This window comes from Micromonospora sp. WMMC273 (assembly GCF_027460285.1).
Classification (GTDB): domain Bacteria; phylum Actinomycetota; class Actinomycetes; order Mycobacteriales; family Micromonosporaceae; genus Micromonospora; species Micromonospora aurantiaca.
Genome location: NZ_JAPZBE010000001.1, coordinates 4247248 through 4267910, shown reverse-complemented (window position 1 = coordinate 4267910; position 20663 = coordinate 4247248). Strand labels below are relative to the sequence as shown.

19 protein-coding genes are annotated in these 20663 nt (G+C 73.7%); all 19 read left to right on the top strand.

What is annotated here, in order from left to right; translation table 11 throughout:
- Positions 1 to 3: 3 nt before the first annotated feature.
- The 19 genes from O7611_RS19595 to O7611_RS19505 all read left to right on the top strand — a co-directional run bounded on the left by O7611_RS19595 (position 4) and on the right by O7611_RS19505 (position 20662).
- Positions 4 to 2217, top strand: a complete 2214-nt coding sequence (locus O7611_RS19595) for a peptidoglycan D,D-transpeptidase FtsI family protein (protein WP_194801214.1) — start codon at positions 4 to 6, stop codon at positions 2215 to 2217.
- Positions 2218 to 2269: 52 nt separating this feature from the next.
- The gene (locus tag O7611_RS19590) at positions 2270 to 3832 is read left to right on the top strand and encodes a UDP-N-acetylmuramoyl-L-alanyl-D-glutamate--2,6-diaminopimelate ligase (protein WP_269697355.1); all 1563 of its coding nucleotides are present in this window, start codon (positions 2270 to 2272) and stop codon (positions 3830 to 3832) included.
- Positions 3829 to 5238: a UDP-N-acetylmuramoyl-tripeptide--D-alanyl-D-alanine ligase gene (locus tag O7611_RS19585; protein ID WP_269697354.1), complete on the top strand. Its 1410-nt coding sequence runs from the start codon at positions 3829 to 3831 to the stop codon at positions 5236 to 5238. The genes O7611_RS19590 and O7611_RS19585 overlap by 4 nt, the downstream gene beginning before the upstream one ends.
- Positions 5235 to 6362 (top strand): phospho-N-acetylmuramoyl-pentapeptide-transferase, encoded by a 1128-nt coding sequence (mraY, locus tag O7611_RS19580; protein WP_091420798.1) that lies wholly within the window; start codon positions 5235 to 5237, stop codon positions 6360 to 6362. The genes O7611_RS19585 and mraY overlap by 4 nt, the downstream gene beginning before the upstream one ends.
- A 152-nt stretch (positions 6363 to 6514) precedes the next feature.
- Entirely contained in the window at positions 6515 to 8017 is a 1503-nt protein-coding gene (locus tag O7611_RS19575) for an FtsW/RodA/SpoVE family cell cycle protein (protein ID WP_370584962.1), read from the top strand.
- The gene (murG, locus tag O7611_RS19570; RefSeq protein WP_120568825.1) at positions 8017 to 9123 is read left to right on the top strand and encodes an undecaprenyldiphospho-muramoylpentapeptide beta-N-acetylglucosaminyltransferase; all 1107 of its coding nucleotides are present in this window, start codon (positions 8017 to 8019) and stop codon (positions 9121 to 9123) included. The genes O7611_RS19575 and murG overlap by 1 nt, the downstream gene beginning before the upstream one ends.
- 31 nt (positions 9124 to 9154) lie before the next feature.
- Positions 9155 to 10636, top strand: a complete 1482-nt coding sequence (gene murC / locus O7611_RS19565; protein WP_194801217.1) for a UDP-N-acetylmuramate--L-alanine ligase — start codon at positions 9155 to 9157, stop codon at positions 10634 to 10636.
- Positions 10633 to 11451, top strand: a complete 819-nt coding sequence (locus tag O7611_RS19560) for a cell division protein FtsQ/DivIB (protein WP_194801218.1) — start codon at positions 10633 to 10635, stop codon at positions 11449 to 11451. Before murC ends, O7611_RS19560 begins: the two co-directional genes overlap by 4 nt.
- A 246-nt stretch (positions 11452 to 11697) precedes the next feature.
- Positions 11698 to 12813, top strand: coding sequence for a cell division protein FtsZ (ftsZ, locus tag O7611_RS19555; protein ID WP_030500246.1), 1116 nt, complete (start codon positions 11698 to 11700; stop codon positions 12811 to 12813).
- Between the two features lie 9 nt (positions 12814 to 12822).
- Complete coding sequence (locus O7611_RS19550) at positions 12823 to 13569, top strand: YggS family pyridoxal phosphate-dependent enzyme (RefSeq protein ID WP_194801219.1); 747 nt, start codon at positions 12823 to 12825, stop codon at positions 13567 to 13569.
- 193 nt (positions 13570 to 13762) lie between these two features.
- On the top strand, positions 13763 to 14464 hold the full coding sequence (locus tag O7611_RS19545) for a cell division protein SepF (protein ID WP_194801220.1): 702 nt from the start codon (positions 13763 to 13765) through the stop codon (positions 14462 to 14464).
- A gap of 28 nt (positions 14465 to 14492) precedes the next feature.
- Positions 14493 to 14798, top strand: coding sequence for a YggT family protein (locus O7611_RS19540; RefSeq protein ID WP_013287596.1), 306 nt, complete (start codon positions 14493 to 14495; stop codon positions 14796 to 14798).
- 41 nt (positions 14799 to 14839) lie between these two features.
- Complete coding sequence (locus O7611_RS19535) at positions 14840 to 15646, top strand: DivIVA domain-containing protein (protein ID WP_194801221.1); 807 nt, start codon at positions 14840 to 14842, stop codon at positions 15644 to 15646.
- 72 nt (positions 15647 to 15718) lie between these two features.
- On the top strand, positions 15719 to 16567 hold the full coding sequence (locus tag O7611_RS32000; RefSeq protein WP_194801222.1) for a hypothetical protein: 849 nt from the start codon (positions 15719 to 15721) through the stop codon (positions 16565 to 16567).
- A 2-nt stretch (positions 16568 to 16569) separates the two neighbouring features.
- Entirely contained in the window at positions 16570 to 16878 is a 309-nt protein-coding gene (locus O7611_RS19525) for a DUF167 domain-containing protein (protein ID WP_120568830.1), read from the top strand.
- A gap of 22 nt (positions 16879 to 16900) precedes the next feature.
- Entirely contained in the window at positions 16901 to 18406 is a 1506-nt protein-coding gene (locus O7611_RS19520) for a potassium/proton antiporter (protein WP_269697353.1), read from the top strand.
- 224 nt (positions 18407 to 18630) lie between these two features.
- Positions 18631 to 19050: a TraR/DksA family transcriptional regulator gene (locus O7611_RS19515; protein ID WP_018785248.1), complete on the top strand. Its 420-nt coding sequence runs from the start codon at positions 18631 to 18633 to the stop codon at positions 19048 to 19050.
- A 68-nt stretch (positions 19051 to 19118) separates the two neighbouring features.
- Positions 19119 to 19721 (top strand): signal peptidase II, encoded by a 603-nt coding sequence (lspA, locus tag O7611_RS19510; RefSeq protein ID WP_194801225.1) that lies wholly within the window; start codon positions 19119 to 19121, stop codon positions 19719 to 19721.
- On the top strand, positions 19718 to 20662 hold the full coding sequence (locus O7611_RS19505) for an RluA family pseudouridine synthase (protein WP_194801226.1): 945 nt from the start codon (positions 19718 to 19720) through the stop codon (positions 20660 to 20662). The genes lspA and O7611_RS19505 overlap by 4 nt, the downstream gene beginning before the upstream one ends.
- The last annotated feature ends 1 nt before the right edge of the window (position 20663 follow it).

Genomic DNA, 20663 nt, shown 5'->3' with positions numbered 1-20663 from the left:
GTCATGCCGCCGAGATCGGATGATCCGCGCCGGGACGCCACGGGCTCCCGGCGCGGATCGTCGCGGGGGTCGGAGCCGCGCGAGCCGGGCCTCGGGGGGATCTCCGACGCCCGGGCGTACACCCCGCGCGGGCGGACCGTGCGCGAGGGCGGCGGCGCCGAGCAACGGCGTACCCCCCGCAGCACCCGGTCCGGCGACCCGTTCCGGCCCGCGTTGCAGGTGCTCGACGGCGGCCGGGCCGGGCGGGCCGGCACGCGTGAGCCCGCCACCGACGGCGCCCGGTCCGGCCGCCGGTCCACCGCCGCGGGCGGCCGGGCCGGCGTGGTGCGGACCGTCTCGTCCCGGCCGGTGCGTGAACCGTTCGACGACGAGGAGGACGCGCCGCCACCGCGCCGCCGGTCCCAGCCGCGCCGCCCGGCCGCGCAACCCCGCCGGCCGGTACGCAAGCCGCGCCGGCCGCCGCGACTCGGCGACCCGCGCCGGCGGCTGCGGCTCGGCACCGTGCTGGCGCTGGCGCTGTTCGCCAGCATCGGTGTGCGGCTGGTCTACCTCCAGACCGTGGACACCCCGGCGTACGCCGACGGCGGCCTGCCCGACCGGCTCGCCGTGGTCGAGCTGCCGGCCCCGCGCGGGGCGATCCTCGACCGCGACGGCGAGCCGCTGGCGCACAGCGTCGAGGCCCGGTACGTGTTCGCCGACCCGACCCTGGTCAAGGACCGCGCCGCCACCGCGCGGGAGCTGTCCCCGCTGCTCGGTGTGCCCGCCTCCGATCTGGAGGAGAAGATGCGCCCGCGCACCCTGCCCGGCACCGACACGCAGTCGCGGTTCGTCTACCTGGCCCGCGGCGTCGAGATCAGCACTGCGAAGAAGATCATGGCGCTCGACCTGGCCGGCATCAACGTGCACCGCGACGAGCGGCGCGAGGTGCCCGGCGGCGACCTGGCCGCCAATCTCCTCGGGTTCGTCAGCCAGGACATGAACGGCCTGGAAGGGCTGGAGGCCAAGTACGACGACGTGCTGCGCGGACAGGCCGGCAAGCGGACCTACGAGGTGGGCCTCGGTGACCTGGCCGCGCCCATCCCGGGCGGCTACAGCCGCACCACCCAGCCGCAGCCGGGCAGCTCGCTGAAGCTCACCGTCGACCGGGACCTCCAGTTCATGACGCAGCGGATCCTGGCCAAGCAGACGGCCAAGGTGAAGGGCAGCGTCGGCGCCGCGGTGATCATCGAGGTGCCGAGCGGCGAGGTGCTGGCGCAGGCCAGCCAGCCGACGTACGACGCGGCGAACCCCACCAAGGTCGGCTCCCCGGCGGACCGGGACGACGCGGCCACCACGTTCGTGGTCGACCCCGGCTCGATCCACAAGGCGATCACGTACGGCGCGGCGCTCCAGGAGGGCGTGATCACGCCGGACACCAAGTTCCCGGTCTCCGACACGATCGTCCGGGGCGGCGTCACCTTCCGCGACACCCACCCGGCCGGCGGCCGCACCATGAGCATCCCCGGCATGCTCGCCTTCTCGTCGAACGTCGGCACCATCGAGATCGCCGAGAAGCTGGGCAAGGACCGGCTGTTCGACTACCAGAAGCGGTTCGGGCTGGGCGCGGCGACCGGCGAGGGTATGCCCGGCGAGGCCTCCGGCCGGCTGCTCCCGCCGGACCAGTGGAGCGGCTCGGCGTACGGGTCGGTGCCGATCGGGCACAGCGTGGACGCCACGCCGCTGCAGATGGCCGCCGCGTACGCCACCATCGCCAACAACGGCACGTACGTGCAGCCGCACCTGGTCAAGGAGACCATCGGCGCGGACGGCAAGCGCAGCCCCGCCGCCGCGCCCACCACCCGCTCGGTGCTCAGCCCCGACAACGCGGCGGCGCTGCGCCGGATGATGGAGGCGGTCACCACTGTCGACGGCCCGGACGGCCAGGCCACCGGACTGGCCGCCGCCGTGCCCGGCTACCGGGTGGCCGGCAAGACCGGCACCGGGCTGCGATACGAGAACGGCAAGGAACAGCCCGGGCCGGTCGGCTCGTTCATCGGCATGGCCCCGGCGGAGAACCCCCGGTACGTGGTGGCGGTGTTCGTCTGGAGCCCCGGCGGCGAGGGCGGCGCGGTTGCCGCGCCCGCGTTCCGGGAGATGATGGGCTTCACTCTCCGCCACTACCGGGTGCCGCCGTCGCTGACCAACAAGTCCCCGAAGTTCGAGGTCTTTCCGCGCTGAGCGGGGGCGGCGGGACATCATCGGTGAGTGGCGACGAACCACCGGGGCGGCTGTGCGGTCGGAACCGGACGACCGGGTAGGGTCTGACGCCGTGCCCGGCAATCCACGTCCCACAACCGTGCGTCCCGTACGGCTCGGCGACCTCGCCGCCCGCGTGGCGGCGACTCTGCCGGAGGAGGCCGACGAATCGGCCGTCACCGGCGTGACCCACGCCAGCCAGGAGGTACGCCCCGGCGACCTGTACGCCGCCCTGCCCGGTGCCCGCCGCCACGGCGCGGAGTTCGCCGCCGCGGCGGCGGAGGCGGGCGCGGTGGCCCTGCTGACTGACCCGGCCGGCGCGGCGCTCGCCGCCGGCACCGACCTGCCCGTGCTCGTCGTCGACGACCCGCGCGACGCGCTCGGCGAGGTGGCCGCGATCGTCTACGGCGACCCGACCGCCGGCCTGACCGTGATCGGGGTGACCGGCACCGCCGGCAAGACCTCCACCAGCTACCTGGTCGAGTCCGGGCTGCGCGCCGCCGGGCACGTCACCGGGCTGATCGGCACCGTGGAGACCCGCCTCGGCGACCTGGTGATCGACAGCGTCCGGACCACCCCGGAGGCCACCGACCTGCACGCCATGCTCGCCGTGGCCCGCGAGCAGGGGGTGGACACGGTGGTGATGGAGGTGTCCAGCCACGCGCTGGCGATGGGCCGGGTCGGCGGCGTCCGGTTCGACGTCGGCGGCTACACCAACTTCGGCTCCGACCACCTGGACTTCCACGCCGACGAGGCGGACTACTTCGCGGCCAAGGCCAAGCTGTTCGACGGCCGCTGCCGGGTCGAGGTGCTCAACCACGACGACCCGGCGCTGCGCCCGCTGGACAAGCCCGGCACCGTCACCTACTCGGCGGCCGGTGACCCGGACGCGACCTGGTGGGCCGAGGGCATCGACGGCGAGGGGTACGCCCAGCGGTTCACCCTGCACGGCCCGGACGGGCTGACGCTGCCCACCGGCGTGGCGCTGCCCGGCCGGCACAACGTGGCGAACGCGCTGCTCGCGGTCGCCCTGCTGGTCGCCGCCGGGGTGGACCCGGAGACCGCGGCGCGCGGCGTGGCCGCCTGCGGCGGCGTGCCCGGCCGGCTGGAACTGGTCAGCGGCGACGCCCCGGTACGCGGGGTGGTCGACTACGCGCACAAGGCCAACGCGATCGAGGCGGTGCTCACCGCGCTGCGCGGCCTGACCGAGGGCCGGCTGATCTGCGTGCTCGGCGCGGGCGGCGACCGGGACCGGGGCAAGCGGCCGGTGATGGGCGGCGTGGCCGCGCGCGGCGCCGACGTGGTGCTGGTGACCGACGACAACCCGCGGACCGAGGACCCGGCCGCGATCCGGGCCGAGGTGCTGGCCGGCGCGTACGCCGCCGCGACCCCGGCCCGCGTCATCGAGGTGCCCGGGCGGCGGGCGGCGATCGAGGAGGCGGTCCGGGTGGCCGAACCGGGTGACGTGGTGGCGGTGCTTGGTAAGGGCCAGGAACGCGGCCAGGAGATCGGCGGCGAGGTGCTGCCGTTCGACGACCGGGTGGAGCTGGCGGCGGCGCTGCGCGCCCGCTTCGGTGACCTGGTGGGGCAGCGGTGATCCCGCTGACGCTGGCCGAGGTGGCCACCGCCGTCGACGGCCGGCTCGTCGGCGCCGACCCGGACGCCCGGGTCACCGGCACCGTCGAGTTCGACTCCCGCAAGGTGAACCGGGGCGGGCTGTTCGTCGCCTTCCCCGGCGAGCACGTCGACGGCCACGACTACGCGGCCGGCGCGGTCTCGGCCGGCGCGGTGGCGGTGCTCGGCACCCGGGAGCTGCCGGGCGTGCCGATGGTGCTCGTCGGCGACGCGCTCGACGCGATGGGCCGGCTGGCCCGCGCGGTGGTGGACCGGCTGCCCGGGCTGACGGTGATCGGGCTGACCGGCTCGTCCGGCAAGACCACCACCAAGGACCTGATCGCCCAGCTCGCGGTCCGGCTCGGCCCGACCGTGGCGCCGCCCGGCTCGTTCAACAACGAGCTGGGGCACCCGTACACCGCGCTGCAGGCCACGCCGGAGACCCGCTACCTGGTGATGGAGAAGGGCGCCCGCGGGGTCGGGCACGTCCGCTACCTGTGCGACGTGGTGCCGCCGCGGATCTCCGTGGTGCTCAACGTCGGCGTGGCGCACCTGGGCGAGTTCGGCTCGGTGGAGACCATCGCGCTCGCCAAGGGGGAGCTGGTCGAGGCGCTGCCGGAGGACGGGCTGGCGGTGCTCAACGCCGACGACCCGCGGGTCGACGCGATGGCGTCGCGTACCCGGGCCCGGGTGGTGCGCTACGGCGAGTCGGAGCGGGCCGATGTGCGCGCCGTGGACGTGACGCTCGACGGCCGGGGACGGCCCTCGTACACCCTTGTCACCCCGGAGGGCAGCGCGCCGGTACGGCTCGGGCTGACCGGCCGGCACCAGGTCTCCAACTCGCTCGCCGCCGCGGCGGTCGGCCGGGAGCTGGGCCTGCCGCTGCCCGAGCTGGCGGCGGCGCTGAACGAGCTGGGCCTGGTCTCGACCCGGCGGATGGACGTCTTCGAACGCCCCGACGGGGTGACCGTGATCGACGACTCGTACAACGCCAACCCGGCCTCCACCGGCGTGGCGCTGCGGGCGTTGGCCAGCATGCGCGGCGACGGGCGTACCGTCGCGGTGCTCGGCTACATGGCCGAGCTGGGTGACTTTGAACGGGAGGGCCATCAGCAGGTCGGCCGGCTCGCGGCCGAACTGGGAGTGGACCGGCTGCTCGTGGTGGGCGAGCCGGCGGCGCCGATCCACGAGGGCGCGACAGCGGTAGGCAATTGGGGAGGAGAGTCGGTGCTGCTCACCGATCAGGCGGCGGCCGTCGAGGTGCTGCGGAGCGAGCTGCGTCCGGGAGACGTGGTGCTGGTGAAGGGCTCCCGGTACCGGACCTGGGAGGTGGCCGACGCGCTGCGCGCGGACGCCCGGGAGGGTGCGACGGAGGGCGGCGCCGCATGAGGGCGGTCATCGTCGCCATCGGGGTCGCGTTCCTGATCTCGCTGTTCTGCACGCCGATCGCGATCAAGGTGTTCGCCCGGCTGAAGGCCGGCCAGCCGATCCGATCGAACCTCGGGCTCGCCAGCAACGAGGGAAAGAAGGGCACGCCGACGATGGGCGGCGTGGTCTTCATCCTGGCCACCGTCATCGCGTACGTCGCCGGGCACCTGGCCCTGACCACGCTGCCGGACGCGCAGATCGCGCAGGTCGAGCCGACCATCACGGCGCTGGTGCTGCTGGGGCTGATGGTGTTCTCCGGCGCGGTCGGCTTCATCGACGACTTCCTGAAGGTGCGCAAGCGGCACAGCGGCGGTCTCAACAAGCGGGGCAAGCTGGCCGGGCAGATCCTGGTCGGCGCGGTCTTCGGCGCGGTGGCCGTCTACTTCCCGTCGAGCATGACCGACGCCGGCGGCAACGCGACGAACACCGAGACCGTGGGCAGCACCACGCTGAGCTTCATCCGGGACATCCCGGCGCTGGAGATCGGCAAGATCGGCGCGGTGATCGTCATCATCATGGTGGTCATGGCGGCCACCAACGGCGTCAACCTCACCGACGGCCTGGACGGCCTGGCCACCGGCGCCTCGGTGATGGTGCTGGCGGCGTACGCGCTGATCGCGTTCTGGCAGTACCGGCACTGGTGCGCCGACCCGAACTACACCGAGTCGTACTGCTACGCCGTGCGCGACCCGCTGGAGATCGCGCTGATCGCCGGCGCGGCGGCCGGCGCCTGCGTGGGCTTCCTGTGGTGGAACACGTCCCCGGCGCGGATCTTCATGGGCGACACCGGCGCGCTCGGACTGGGCGGCCTGATCGCCGGCATGGCGATGTCCACCCGCACCATCCTGCTGCTGCCGATCCTGGGCGGCCTCTTCGTGATCATCACGATGTCCGTGGTCATCCAGATCATCTCCTTCCGTACCACCGGCAAGCGTGTGTTCCGGATGTCGCCGTTGCAGCACCACTTCGAGCTGGCCGGCTGGAGCGAGGTCAACATCGTGGTCCGGTTCTGGATCATCGCCGGTATCGGGGTGGCCATCGCGCTGGGCCTGTTCTACAGCGAGTTCCTTGCCGCGGTCAGCTGACGGCTCGGGTGTAAGGAAGGGCCCCTCATCAACAGACGTCTGTTGATAAGGGGCCCTTGCTTCAGATCCGACACGCCGACCGGGCGGTTGCGCCACGGGCGGGCGGGTCGACCGGCCATGATGGGCCTGTGGGGGAGGGACGAGACATCCAGGTGACCAGCGACCCGCCGGCCCGCCGTGCCCCGGCGGCCACGCCACCGGCCGAACCGCCGGCCGCACGCTGGGATCCGGCCGGTGGCCTGGCCGCGCTGCGCGGCCTGCTGGCCCGGCCGCTGGCCTCGTACTACCTGCTGCTGTCCAGCGCCGGCCTGCTGCTGCTGATCGGCCTCACCATGGTCTTCTCCGCCACGAGCGTGAAGGACTTCGCCGAGGGCGGCGACGCGTCCGCGTCCCTGACCAAGCAGGCCGTGTTCGCGGTGATCGGCATCGGCGCGTTCTGGGCCTGCCAGCGGCTGCCCGCGCGCACGTTCCGGGCGGTCAGCCGCCCGGCGCTCGGCGTTGCGGTGGCGCTGCTGCTCACGCTCAACCTGCTCGTCGCGCTGAACTCGCTGTTCGGGGTGACCTCGATCGGGCCGCTGAAGGCCGAACTGCTGTGGCTCTCCCTCGGCCCGATCTCGCTGCAACCGGTCGAGGTGGCGAAGTTCGCGCTGGTGCTGTGGGCGGCGCACGTGCTGGCCCGCAAGGGCGCCGCGCTGGGCTGGTGGAAGGAACTGGCCACGCCGCTGTTCCCGGTGGTGGGCCTGCTGTTCGTGCTCGTCGGCTACAACGACCTGGGCAGCATGCTCTGCCTGCTGGCGCTGGTGGTCGGGATGCTCTGGGCGGCGGGCGTACGGGCCCGCGTCTTCGCCGCGCTGTCCACGATCGGCCTGGCCGGCGTCGGCCTGCTGGTGGCCGCCGCCTCGCTCGGCGCCGGCTCCGGCTCCCGGGACGCCGACAACTACCGGCTGGGCCGCCTCACCATGTGGCTCGACCCGCCGGACCCGAAGACCTGCTTCGAGCAGCAGCTCGACTACTGCTACCAGCTCGTGCAGGCCCGCTACGCGATCGGCAACGGCGGCTGGTTCGGCGTCGGCCTCGGGCAGAGCTCGCTGAAGTGGAACTACCTGCCCGAGGCGCACAACGACTTCATCTTCGCCATCGTCGCCGAGGAACTGGGCGTGGTCGGCTGCACAGTGGTCCTGACGCTGTTCGCCGTGCTCGCGTACACCGGGATGCGGATCGCCCGCCGGGTCGAGGACCCGTTCCGCCGGCTCGCCGCCGCCGGCGTGACCGCCTGGCTGGTCGGCCAGGCCGTCATCAACATCGGTGGCGTGACCGGACTGCTGCCGCTGACCGGCGTACCGCTGCCGTTCATCTCCGACGGCGGCAGCGCCCTGGTGGTGACGCTCGCCGCGATCGGCATGCTCGCCTCGTTCGCCCGCGCCGAGCCGGATGCGGCGCGAGCGCTGCACGCCCGTCCGCCCGCCCGATGGGTCCGACTAGTGTGGGCCCCGTTGCCGCCGCTTCCCGGCCGGCGCCGCCGACCGGCGCCGCCCCCGGCCGACCGAGGGTCCGTGCCCCGGTCCCGTCAGCGGCGGCAGGACGACCAGGCCGCGCCCCGCGGCGCCCGGTCCGACCGGGCGCGCGCCGGCGCGGCGAGCGAGAGGAGACGCTGATGGGTCCGCTGCGTTCGGTGGTGCTCTGCGGAGGGGGTACGGGCGGGCACATCTACCCGCTGCTCGCCTTCGCCGACTGCCTGCGCCGACACGACCCGAGCGTCCGGATCACCTGTCTGGGCACACCCAAGGGGCTGGAGAACGAGCTGATCCCGCCGGCCGGCTACGACCTGCGGCAGATCCCGGCCTACCAGCTGCCCCGGTCGGTGAACATGAGCCTGGTGCGTACCCCGGACCGGATGTGGAAGGCGGCGCGCGCGGCGGGCAAGGTGATCGACGAGGTCCAGGCCGACGCCGTGGTCGGCTTCGGCGGGTACGTCTCGGTGCCCGGTTACCTGGCCGCGTGGCGGCGGGAGCTGCCCATCGTCATCCACGAGGTGAACGTGCCGCCGGGCGTGGCGAACCGGCTCGGGATGAAGTTCACCAAGAACGTCGCGGTGGGCTTCCCGCACCAGCCGGCCCAGGCCGAGGCGCTGCGCGACGCCCGGGTGGTCGGTGTGCCGCTGCGCCGGGGCATCGCCGGGCTGGACCGGGCCGCGCTGCGGGACGCCGCGCGCGCCCACTTCGGACTCCGCCCCGACCTGCCGGTGCTGTTCGTCGCCGGTGGTTCGCAGGGTGCCCGCTCGATCAACCTGGCCGTCTCCGGCGCGGCGAAGGAGCTGGCCCGCAACGGTGTGCAGGTGTTGCACGTCATCGGCGCCCGTAACGAGCCGGTCTCCGTGCCGACCGACCTGCCGGTGCCGTACGTCACGCTGCCGTACCTGTCCGAGATGGAGCTGGGCTACGCCGCGGCCGACCTGATGCTTGCCCGGGGCGGCGCGATGACCTGCGCCGAGGTGGCCGCGATCGGCCTGCCCACCGTCTACGTGCCCTACCCGCACAGCAACCAGGAGCAGAAGCGCAACGCGCTGCCGGTGGTGGAGGCGGGCGGTGGCCTGCTCGTCGACGACGCCGAGATGACCCCGGCCTGGGTGGAGCGGACGGTGATCCCGCTGATCCGGGACCCGCAGCGGCTGTACGCGATGAGCCACGCCGCAGCCGGCTACGGCCGCCGCGACGGCGACGTGGCGTTGCTGAACTTCGTCTACGAGGCGGTCTCCCGCTGATGAGGGACACCGCGACGGGAAGGTACGTCTGATGAACACCGCGCAGTTCACGCCCGCCGGCACCATGACGGCGGAGGACCTGGGCCGGATCCACCTGATCGGGGTGGGCGGGGTCGGGATGGCCGGGCTGGCCCGGCTGTTCCTCACCCGGGGCCTGCCGGTCTCCGGCAGCGAGCTGCGGGAGTGGCCGTCGCTGGCCGGTCTGCGGGCGCTGGGCGGCACGATCCACTCCACGCACGAGGCGTCCAACCTCGACGGGGTGGACACGGTGGTCTACTCCTCGGCGATCCCGCAGGACCACCTGGAGATGGTCGAGGCGCGCCGGCGCGGGCTGCGGGTGCTGCACCGCTCCGAGGCGCTCGCCGCGGCGATGACCGGCCGCCGCACGGTGGCGGTGGCCGGCACCCACGGCAAGACGTCCACCACGTCGATGGTCACCATGGTGCTCCAGCAGGCCGGTACCGACCCGTCGTTCGTGATCGGCGGCGAGATCTCCGAGGTGGGTTCCGGCGCGCACCACGGCACCGGCGAGCACTTCGTGGTCGAGGCGGACGAGAGCGACCGCTCCTTCCTCATCTACCGCCCGTTCGTGTCGATCATCACGAACATCGAGGCGGACCACCTCAACACCTACGGTGACCTGGCCACCCTGGAGGCGGCGTTCGCCGAGTTCGCCCGGCTCACCGACCCGGCCGGCTTCGTGATCACCTGCGCCGACGACGCGGGCGGGCGCCGGCTGGCCGAGACGCTGCGGGCCGAGGGCCGCCGGGTCTGGACGTACGGCGAGTCCGCCGACGCCGACCTGCGGATGAGCGAGGTCGTCTCGTCCGCGCACGGGGTGCGCTACCAGGCCGAGGTCGAGGGCCGGCCGCTGGGCGAGATCCGGCTGCCCGTACCGGGCCGGCACATGGCGCTCAACAGCGCCGCCGCGGTGCTCGCCGCGTACCTGTTGGAACTGCCGGTGGCCGCGGCGGAGGCTGCGCTCGGCGCGTTCCCCGGCGTGCGGCGGCGCTTCGAGCGCAAGGGCGTGGCTGACGGCGTGCTGGTCTACGACGAGTACGCCTACCACCCGACCTCGATGACGCTGGCGTTGCAGACGCTGCGCGAGGTCGCCGGCGACGGCCGGCTGATCGTGGTGTTCCAGCCGTACCGGCTCTACCGCACCCGGGACAACCAGGCGGAGATCGCCGCCGCGCTCGGCATCGCCGATGAGGTGGTGCTGCTGGAGGTCTTCGGCCCCGGCGAGACGCGCCGCCCCGGCGAGGGCTCGGCCGCACTGATCCAGGAGGTGTCGCTGCCGGCCGAACGCAAGGTGTTCGTCGAGTCGTGGGACGACGTGCCGGCCGAGGTGGCCCGGCGGGCGCGGACGGGCGACGTGGTGGTGACCATGGGCGCGCCGCCGATCTCGCTGATGGGTGACCAGTTGCTCGACGCCCTGCTCGCCCGCTCCGCCGGGGGCACGGGGCTCGGCGCCGGCGTCGACCCGGACGGCGCGGCGACCCGGGCCGGATGAGTCCCGGTCCGGCCCGCGGCCGTACCCCTGGACCGGACGGTGGCGGCGGGCGGCGCAGCCCGGCCCGGCGCTGGCAGCTCGTGCGGGCGAACGCGGACGCGGTGCCGCCGTCGACCCGCCGGTTCATGGCCCGGGCCCGGCAGCGGCGGATGCGCGCGGCGCTGCCGTGGGCGGTCGCGGCGGCGGTGCTCGCCGTGGTGGGCCTGGTGGCGTGGACGGTGCTGGGCACCGGCCTGTTCGGCGTCCGTGAGGTGCGGGTGGTCGGCGCGCGGCTGGTCACCCCGGTGCAGATCCGCGACGCCGCGGCGGTGCCGGACAACGCGCCGCTGGCCCGGGTGGACCTGGACGCGACCGCCCGCAAGGTCGGCACGCTGCCGCCGGTGGCGGACGCCACTGTGGAACGGGAGTGGCCGGGCACGCTGGTGATCCGAGTGCGGGAGCGCACCCCGGTGGCGGCGGTGCCGCAGGGCGAGGGCTTCGTGGTCGTCGACGGTTCGGGCGTGGTGTTCCAGCGCCTGGACCGGGCGCCGGACGGGTTGCCGCAGGTCCGGGTGGCCCGGCCCGGCCCGGACGACCCGGGTACGCGGGCCGGGCTGGCGGTGCTCGCCGCGCTGGGGGAGAAGCTGCGCGCGGAGCTGGTCGCGGTGGATGTGGCCGGGCTGGCCCGGATCACGCTGCTGCTGCGCGGCGAGCGTCAGGTGTTCTGGGGCGACGCCTCCCGTGGCACCGACAAGTCGACGGTGGCGACCGCTCTGCTGAGCCGCAAGGCGGACCGGATCGACGTCAGCGCGCCGGACGTGGTCACGTTCGAGTGACCCGCGGCTCAGCGAGCGGGCGATGTGTCCCCTGTCGCTCGGTCGGCGACACGCCGGAACAGGTCCTTGGCTCCTGGCGCGGCGGCGCATACGTTGCCCCGAAGAGATCAGTGGTTGACATAACTCTAAGCCTCTAGTAGAGGGTGAGGGTTCAGCCGTCGGAGCCACCGGGGGAGTGTCCGGCCGCTGATCCGGCCAAGCCGTGTGGGGTCGGCCCATGCCAATCTCGAAGGGAAAGGACCGGAGATGACACCTCCGCACAACTACCTGGCGGTCATCAAGGTCGTCGGCATCGGGGGCGGCGGCGTCAACGCCGTCAACCGGATGATCGAGGTTGGGCTCAAGGGCGTCGAGTTCATCGCGATCAACACCGACGCGCAGGCGTTGCTGATGAGCGACGCCGACGTCAAGCTCGACGTGGGCCGGGAGCTGACCCGGGGGCTCGGCGCGGGCGCCAACCCGGACGTCGGCAAGAACGCCGCCGAGGACCACCGCGACGAGATCGAAGAGGTCCTCAAGGGCGCCGACATGGTGTTCGTGACCTGCGGCGAGGGCGGCGGCACCGGCACCGGCGGCGCGCCGGTCGTGGCGAACATCGCCCGCAAGCTCGGCGCGCTCACCATCGGTGTGGTCACCCGGCCGTTCTCGTTCGAGGGCAAGCGCCGGCAGGTCCAGGCCGAGGCGGGCATCGAGGAGCTGCGCAACCAGTGCGACACGCTCATCGTGATCCCGAACGACCGCCTGCTCGCGCTCGGCGACCGCAACATCTCCATGATGGACGCGTTCCGCACCGCCGACCAGGTGCTCCTCTCCGGTGTCCAGGGCATCACCGACCTGATCACCACGCCGGGTCTGATCAACCTGGACTTCGCCGACGTGAAGAGCGTGATGAGCGGCGCCGGCAGCGCGCTCATGGGCATCGGGAGCGCCCGGGGCGAGAACCGCGCCGTCGAGGCGGCCGAGGCGGCCATCTCCAGCCCGCTGCTGGAGCAGAGCATGGACGGCGCGCGCGGCGTGCTGCTCTCCATCGCCGGCGGGTCGGATCTCGGCCTGTTCGAGATCAACGACGCGGCGCAACTGGTCACCGACGCGGCGCACCCGGACGCGAACATCATCTTCGGCGCGGTCATCGACGACGCGCTCGGCGACGAGGTGCGTGTGACGGTGATCGCGGCGGGCTTCGACGGGGGCGCGCCGGCGTACAAGGCGGTCGAGCCGCCGCGCAAGAGCAACCAGAACCCGCCGGCCCAGCCGAACGCTCCGGTGAGCCCGCCGGCCACCATGCCGGCGCCGCAGCAGCCGTCGCGCCGGGTGCTGTTCGACGACGTCGACGTGCCCGACTTCCTCAAGAACGGGTCCTGAGCCGCGCCGATGACGGAGTCACAGACGGCGGTGCGGCCCGAGCGGCGCGCCGAGCTCGCGGCCGGACTGGCCCGGGTCCGGGCCCGCATCGCCGACGCCTGTGCGGCGGCCGGGCGGCCGCGCGACGAGGTCACCCTGGTCGCGGTGACCAAGACGTACCCGGCGGCGGACGTGGTCGCGCTGGCCGGGCTCGGCGTGACCGACGTCGGGGAGAACCGCGACCAGGAGGCGGCGCCGAAGGCGGAGGCCGTGGCAGAGACCGGGGCCGCACCGCGCTGGCACTTCATCGGCCAGTTGCAGCGCAACAAGGCCCGCTCGGTGGTCCGGTACGCCGACGTGGTCCAGTCGGTGGACAGCGTCCGGCTGGCCGCCGCGCTGGACGCCGCCGCCGGGGCGGTCCGGGACCGGCCGCTGGACGTGCTGGTGCAGGTGAGCATCGACGGCGACCCGGCCCGGGGCGGCGCGCTGCCGGGCGTGGCCGATCCGCAGCGCGGGCTCGACCCGGTGGCCGCGGCGGTGGCCGGGGCCACCGGGCTGCGGCTGGCGGGCCTGATGGCGGTGGCACCGCTGGGCTGGGAGCCGGACCGGGCGTTCGCCCGGCTGGCCGAGGTGGCGGAGGCGCTGCGGGCCGACCATCCGGGCGCGACGGTGCTGTCGGCGGGGATGAGCGGCGACCTGGAGAGCGCGATCGGTCACGGCGCGACACATGTCCGTGTCGGCAGCGCGTTGCTCGGAATGCGCCCTGCGCTGCGGTAGCCTCACCACGACGGAAGCAAATTACATCAGTGTTGTTCAGGACGGCGTTCCCGTAGCCGGGGGCCGTGACGGGCGGACCGCGAACCGCACGTCAGGGGATTGCCGATCCGGTCCGGTGGGCATGATCGTCCACTCGTGATCAAGCGACACGGCACGGGGGCGCGTGCCGCACGGCGGACGGAAGGGCGCGGGGATGGGTGCACTGCGCAAGGCGGGGGTCTGGCTCGGTCTCGTCGAGGAGGACGACGAGCGGGCGTACGAGGACGGTGGCTACGACAAGGGTGGCTACCGGGACTCGTCGCGCTACCGGTCGAGCCGGTACGCCGAGGAGTTCGCCGACGAGGACGACGACGAGGCCGAGGAGCCGCCGACGACGCGTAGCCGGCTCGGCGAGCGGGGCCGGCTGTCCGAGCGCGCCTCCAGCCGCGCCGCCGACGTCGACCGGGCTGAGACCGAGCGCCCGGAGCGGGCCGAGCGGTCCAGCGTGCGGTCGATCACCCGGTCCTCCGGCGGTGACACCTCTGGTGCCCTGAGCTACCACACCCGGGACAATCTCGCGCTCGCGCCGCAGGCCCAGCCGCGCGAGCGGGAGCGTGTGGCGCCGGAGGACGAGCAGCGCTACCAGATCACCACGCTGCACCCGACCACGTACCGCGAGGCGCGGACCATCGGCGAGCACTTCCGCGACGGCGTACCGGTGATCATCAACCTCACCGAGATGGACGAGGCGGACGCCCGCCGGCTCGTCGACTTCGCCGCCGGGCTCGCGTTCGGTCTGCGCGGTACGATCGAGCGCGTGACCAACCGGGTGTTCCTGCTCTCACCGGCCAACGTCCAGGTCACCGCGGAGGACAAGGCCAAGATCGCTGAGGGCGGCTTCTTCAGCCTGAGCTGAGCCGCACGACCGAGGGACGTCGCCTGCCGTGTTGTCGATCCTGTTCCAGGTGCTCTACCTGCTGCTGTACATCTTCCTGATTGTCCTATTGGCGCGATTTGTTCTCGGGGCGGTGCTGGCCTATGGTCGCCGCTGGCAACCGGGACGGGGAGCGTCGGCGGGACTGGAAGTCGTGTGGAGCGTCACTGATCCGCCCCTGCGAGCGTTGAGGCGTGTGATCCCACCACTGCGAATTGGTACCGTGAGCATCGACCTGGCCTCCCTTGTGCTCCTGGTTATCCTGTTCGTGCTGATGGAGTTCGTGTTTAGGCGCCTGATCTTCGCGTTTGCCTGACCAGAGCGCTTTCGCGGCCGCAACTGACCCGAGGAGTTTCGATGCCGCTGACCCCGGCCGACGTCCACAACGTCGCCTTCAAAAAGCCGCCGATCGGCAAGCGGGGGTATGACGAGGAGGAGGTCGACGCCTTCCTGGACGAGGTCGAGCGCGAGCTGGCCCGTCTGATCGAGGAGAACAACGAGCTGCGCGCCCAGGTGGAGCGCGGCGGTCGGGGTGGCGCTCCCGCCGGCCCCGGCGGTGACGCCCGCCTCGCGGCGGAGCTCAACGACGTCAAGGCCCAGCTCGACCGGGTGCAGCGCGACAAGGCAGCCGCCGAGCAGGCGGCCCGCGCGATGCAGGCCGAGCTGGAGCAGGTCCGCACGCAGGGCGGCCCGGCCGGCGGCGTGACCGGTGACGGCGAGCAGCAGGCGCTGCGGGTGCTCATGATGGCCCAGCGCACCGCCGACGACCACGTCTCCGACGCCCGTCGCGAGGCCGACCAGCTGCTCTCCGAGGCCCGTTCGAAGGCCGAGGAGGTCACCCGGGAGGCGCGCGCCAAGGCCGACGCCCTGGAGCGGGACGCCCGCCAGCGGCACCAGGAGGCCATGGGCGGCCTGGACGCCAAGCGCACCGCGCTGCAGAAGCACATCGAGGAGCTCAAGCAGTTCGAGCGCGAGTACCGCACCCGCCTCAAGGCGTACCTGGAGAGCCAGCTGCGTGACCTCGACGGTCGCGGCCAGGGTCTCGAGGTGGAGATGAACCGCTCCGAGGGCAACCGTGCCACCGGCAGCAACGGTCTCGCCGCGGCCGGCCTCGCCGGCTCCTACGGCGGTGGCCGCGCGGGCTCGCTCGAGTCCGGCCGCTGATCCCGCGTCGGTGGCCGTCCCCGTGACGGCCACCGACCGCCCAGACCGACACGACGCGGCCGGGGGTGAGCCGTGGTAGCCGCCAGCATCCTGCTCATCCTCGTCGCGGTCGTGCTGCTGATCGCCGGTCTCGCCGGCGGGTCCAGCCTCCTGCTCATCGTCTCGATCGCGGCCAGCCTGTTGTCCGCCGTCGCCTTCGTCGCGTTCGCCCGCCAGGCTGCCGCGGCACGGGCCACGGCCGGCCGGGAGACCGGACCGCGACCACGGACCACGCACACCGTCCCGTCCCCGGACGAGCCGGTGAGCCCGGTCCCGCACCACACGTCCACGGTCGGCGCCGGCGGATCCGGGTGGCGGCAACCGCCCGGATCGCCGGTGACCGAGCCGGACGACGCCCCGCCGCCGGCCGCGTACTCGCCGCCGGCCGAGCCCTCCGACGCCGGGCCGTACGCGCCCGCCGCCGGGCCGTACGAGGCCGGGCCGTACACGCCGGCGTCCGACGCCGAAGCCGGGTCGTACACACACGCGTTCGATGCCGAGCCCGCCGGGCCGTACGCGGCACCGCTGGACACGGATCCGGCGTACGCGGACCCGGTCGTCGCGGACGCCACGCCCTACTCGCCGCCCGGCCCGCGCGTGGCGGAGACCGCCCGGCCCACCTCGCCCGCGCCGGGCGAGGCGTTCGACGGCGACCCGCCCGCCGAGTACCTCTCCACCGGCGACGTCGCCCGGCTGGTCCGGCTACCGGGCGACGTGCTGGTGGTCGACGGTCATCCCCGCTTCCACCTGCCCGGCTGCTCGCACCTGGTGGGCCGGGAGGACGAACCGCTGCCGGTCGCCGAGGCGGTCGCGCTGGGCTTCACCCCGTGCGCGCACTGCGAGGCCGCCACCACCCTGCTCGCCGAGGGCCGGCCGCGCTGACCATGACGATCGCGGACGACACACTCACCGTCGCGGTGCGGGTGAAGCCCGGGGCGGCCCGCGCCCGGGTGGGCGGGCGGTTCGACGGGCCGTACGGTCCCGCGCTCGTCGTCGCGGTGCACGCGCCGGCGGTGGACGGCCGCGCCACCGAGGCGGCCCGGCGCGCGCTCGCCGACGCGCTCGGCGTCCGGCCGGCGACCGTGTCGCTGCGCTCCGGCGCGGCCAGCCGGGACAAGCTGTTCCTGGTCGAGCGCCCGCACGACGGGCTGCCCGAGGTGCTGCGCCGGCTGCGCGACGGCAGCACGGCGTGAGGTCCGGTCGGGCCGGACGGCGATGACCCACGGGCTCGACGTCGCGCTGCTCGTGGGCGCCGCCGTGCTGCTGGTCGCGGTGGGCGCGGTGCGGTTCTCCACCCGGCTCGGCGTACCGAGCCTGCTGGTCTACCTGGCTCTCGGCGTGCTGCTCGGCGAGGCCGGCCTGGGCATCCGGTTCGACGACGTCGAGCTGACCCGGGTGCTGGGGTTCTGCGCGCTCATCGTGATCATCGCGGAGGGCGGCCTGACCGCGCGGTGGACCACGTTGCGGCCGGTGCTCGGCCTGGCCGCGGCGCTGTCCACGGTCGGTGTCGTGGTCAGCATCGTGGTCGTCGGCGTGGTGGTGCACCTGCTGCTCGGCCTGGACTGGCGGCTGTCGCTGCTCTACGGCGCGGTGCTCTCCTCCACCGACGCGGCGGCCGTGTTCGCCACGCTGCGCCGGCTGCGCCTGCCGCCCCGGCTGGTGGCCGCGCTGGAGGCCGAGTCCGGGGTGAACGACGCCCCGGTCGTGCTGCTGGTGCTGCTGCTGTCCCGCGCCGGGGTCGAGGCCGCCCACCCCTGGTGGTACGAGGTGCTGCTGCTCGGCTACGAGCTGAGCGTCGGCGCGGCGGTCGGGGTCGGCGCGGGCCTGGCCGGCCGGTACGCGCTGCGCCGGGCCGCGCTGCCGTCGGCCGGCCTGTACCCGATCGCGGTGGTCGGCTTCACCGTGCTGGCGTACGCGGCCGGCTCGGTGATGCACGCCTCGGGCTTCCTCGCCGTGTACGTCGCGGGCGTGCTGCTCGGCAACTCCCGGCTGCCGCACCGCCAGGCGATCCTCGGGTTCGCCGACGGGCTGGCCTGGCTGGCCCAGATCGGCCTGTTCGTGCTGCTCGGGCTGCTGGTCTCGCCGAGCCGGCTGGACTCGGCGGTGCTGCCGGCCGTGATCACCGGGCTGGCGCTGCTGCTGCTAGCCCGGCCGCTGTCGGTGGCGGTCTCCGCGCTGCCGTTCCGGGTGAACCTGCGCGAGCAGGTGTTCCTGTCCTGGGCCGGGCTGCGCGGCGCGGTGCCGGTCGTGCTGGCGACCATCCCGCTGTCGCTGCACGTGCCGGGGGCGGACCGCCTGTTCGACGCCGTCTTCGTCCTGGTGGTGATCTTCACGTTGCTCCAGGCCGGGACGCTGGCGCCGGCGGCCCGGCGGCTGGGTGTGACCGCGCCGGCCGAGGCGAGCGAGATCCTGCTGGAGACGGCCCCGCTGGAACGGATGCGCGCCGACCTGCTCCAGCTGGAGGTGCCGGCCGGGTCGCGGCTGGCCGGGGTGCACGTGGACGAGCTGCGGCTGCCGGTCGGCGCCGCGGTGACGCTGGTGCTGCGTGACGGGGTCGGCTTCGTGCCGGGCGCTGACACCCGGCTCAAGGTCGGGGACAGCCTGCTCATCGTCGCCACCGCCGGAGTACGGGACGAGACCGAGCGGCGGCTGCGGGCGGTGAGTCGCCGGGGGCGGTTGGCGAGGTGGTTCGGGGAGTACGGCGAGGAGAGGGCCCGCTGATCTGCTACCGTTCCTTTTGCCCCGATTGATGGCAGTCCGGGGCGGATACGTGGGACGACGGTGCGGCACGTTGTCGGACGCCTGTACGTTCCGTATTCTTGCCAACCTCCGGAGTGCACGGCGGGCCCGCTCGCCGTGCACCCTTCCGTACGCGGACGACGCCGACGACGGCGTCCCGCCCACGCACCGCTGACCGCCGCTCCGCGCGGCTGAGGGAGCTGACGATGGCGAAGCCAGCCGACACCAGGACCGCCGGTCGCAAGCCGGTGGCGAAGGCCACCCGCAGCGCGGCGGAGACCGAGAAGATCCGGGCCGCCCTGGCGGCACGGCGGGACGAGCTGAACGCCGAGTACGATCAGACGCTGAGCGAGATCACCGAGCTGCAGCGCGACCGGCTGACCGACTCGGCCGGGGACGACCAGGCCGACACCGGGACCAAGACGTTCGAGCGGGAGCAGGAGATCTCTCTCGCCAACAGCATCAAGGAACGGATCACGCAGGTCGAGCGCGCGCTGGAGCGCCTCGACGAGGGTGGCTACGGCTGGTGCGAGCGGTGCGGCAACCCGATCCCGGTGGAGCGGCTCGCCGCGTTCCCGTCGGCCACCCTCTGCGTGACGTGCAAGCAGCTGGAGGAGCGGCGCTGATCACCGCTCCCCGGCGGCCGTACGGCAGACGGTGACCGCACCGTCTCGCGAGCGTCGATGGGGAGCAGATGACCGCAGCACCGCCCGCCGGGGCCGGCACCACCGAGTCGGGCGCCGGCGCGCCTCGCCGTAAGGCCGTCGGCCTGCTGCTCGGCGTGTCCCTGTTCTCGCTGCTGGCGGATCTCGGCACGAAGCAGCTCGCGCTCGCCGAGCTGACCGGCCGGGAGCCGGTGTCGCTGCTCGGCGGCACCGTCTACTTCAGCCTCACCCGCAACAGCGGCGCGGCCTGGAGCATCGGCTCGGACCACACCTGGGTCTTCCCGATCATCACGTTCGTGGTGATCGGGTGGATCACCTGGATGGCGCTGCGGCTGCGCTCGCTGCCGTGGGCGGTGTCGCTGGGCCTGGTGCTGGGCGGCGCGCTGGGCAACCTGATCGACCGGATCTTCCGCGCGCCCGGCCATTTCGTCGGCCACGTGGTCGACATGATCAGCCTGTTCGACCCGTACGGCCAGGTCTGGCCGGTGTTCAACCTGGCCGACAGCTCGCTGGTGTGCGGCGTGGTGCTCGCGGTCTTCCTGGAGCTGACCGGCCGGCAGCGAGACGGCTCCCGGCTGCGCGACGAGAAGCGCGACGACACCGCCCCGGCCGAGCAGCGGGAGAGCGCATGACCTCCGCCTTCGCCGCCGGCGGCGACACCCGTTCCCTGCCCGTGCCCGACGGTCTCGACGGTATGCGCCTGGACCAGGCCGTGTCCCGCCTGTTCGGGCTCTCCCGCACCGCCGCCGCCGGCCTGATCGACGCCGGGGACGCGCTCGTCGACGGCGTGGCCCGGCCCAACTCGCACAAGGTCAAGGCGGGCTCGTGGCTGGAGGTCACGCTGCCCGCGCCGGCCGCGCCGCCCGTCGTGGTGCCGCAGGCCGTACCCGGCCTGACCGTGGTGTACGCCGACGACGACATCGTGGTGGTGGACAAGCCGGTCGGGGTGGCGGCGCACCCGAGCCCGGGCTGGACCGGCCCGACTGTGATCGGCGGCCTGGCCGGCATCGGCCACCGGATCTCCACCAGCGGCGCCGCCGAGCGGCAGGGCGTGGTGCACCGGCTCGACGTCGGCACCACCGGGATCATGGCGGTGGCCAAGAGTGAGCGCGCCTACACCGCGCTGAAGCGGGCGTTCAAGTACCGCGAGGTGGAGAAGCGCTACCACGCCGTGGTGCAGGGCCACCCGGACCCGCTGCGCGGCACCATCGACGCGCCGATCGACAGGCACCCGCACCACGACTACCGCTGGGCGGTGGTCTCCGGCGGCAAGCCGAGCATCACCCACTACGACACGCTCGAGGCGTTCCCCGCCGCCAGCCTGCTCGACGTGCGGCTGGAGACCGGGCGTACGCACCAGATCCGGGTGCACTTCTCCAGCATGCGGCACCCCTGTGTGGGCGACCTGACCTACGGCGCGGACCCGACGCTGTCGGCCCGGCTGGGGCTGTCCCGGCAGTGGCTGCACGCCCGCTCGCTGAGCTTCGCGCATCCGGGCACCGGCGACGAGGTGACGTTCGTCAGCGAGTACCCGGACGACCTGGCCCGGGCGCTGGAGATCCTGCGCGACTGAC

Excerpts from the sequence above, each read along its gene's own strand:
- O7611_RS19595 (WP_194801214.1), top strand. The coding sequence starts at position 4 with ATGCCGCCGAGATCGGATGATCCGCGCCGGGACGCCACGGGCTCCCGG.
- mraY (WP_091420798.1), top strand. The coding sequence starts at position 5,235 with ATGAGGGCGGTCATCGTCGCCATCGGGGTCGCGTTCCTGATCTCGCTG.
- murG (WP_120568825.1), top strand. The coding sequence starts at position 8,017 with ATGGGTCCGCTGCGTTCGGTGGTGCTCTGCGGAGGGGGTACGGGCGGG.
- murC (WP_194801217.1), top strand. The coding sequence starts at position 9,155 with ATGAACACCGCGCAGTTCACGCCCGCCGGCACCATGACGGCGGAGGAC.
- O7611_RS19560 (WP_194801218.1), top strand. The coding sequence starts at position 10,633 with ATGAGTCCCGGTCCGGCCCGCGGCCGTACCCCTGGACCGGACGGTGGC.
- ftsZ (WP_030500246.1), top strand. The coding sequence starts at position 11,698 with ATGACACCTCCGCACAACTACCTGGCGGTCATCAAGGTCGTCGGCATC.
- O7611_RS19550 (WP_194801219.1), top strand. The coding sequence starts at position 12,823 with ATGACGGAGTCACAGACGGCGGTGCGGCCCGAGCGGCGCGCCGAGCTC.
- O7611_RS19545 (WP_194801220.1), top strand. The coding sequence starts at position 13,763 with ATGGGTGCACTGCGCAAGGCGGGGGTCTGGCTCGGTCTCGTCGAGGAG.
- O7611_RS19535 (WP_194801221.1), top strand. The coding sequence starts at position 14,840 with ATGCCGCTGACCCCGGCCGACGTCCACAACGTCGCCTTCAAAAAGCCG.
- O7611_RS19525 (WP_120568830.1), top strand. The coding sequence starts at position 16,570 with ATGACGATCGCGGACGACACACTCACCGTCGCGGTGCGGGTGAAGCCC.
- O7611_RS19520 (WP_269697353.1), top strand. The coding sequence starts at position 16,901 with ATGACCCACGGGCTCGACGTCGCGCTGCTCGTGGGCGCCGCCGTGCTG.
- O7611_RS19515 (WP_018785248.1), top strand. The coding sequence starts at position 18,631 with ATGGCGAAGCCAGCCGACACCAGGACCGCCGGTCGCAAGCCGGTGGCG.
- lspA (WP_194801225.1), top strand. The coding sequence starts at position 19,119 with ATGACCGCAGCACCGCCCGCCGGGGCCGGCACCACCGAGTCGGGCGCC.
- O7611_RS19505 (WP_194801226.1), top strand. The coding sequence starts at position 19,718 with ATGACCTCCGCCTTCGCCGCCGGCGGCGACACCCGTTCCCTGCCCGTG.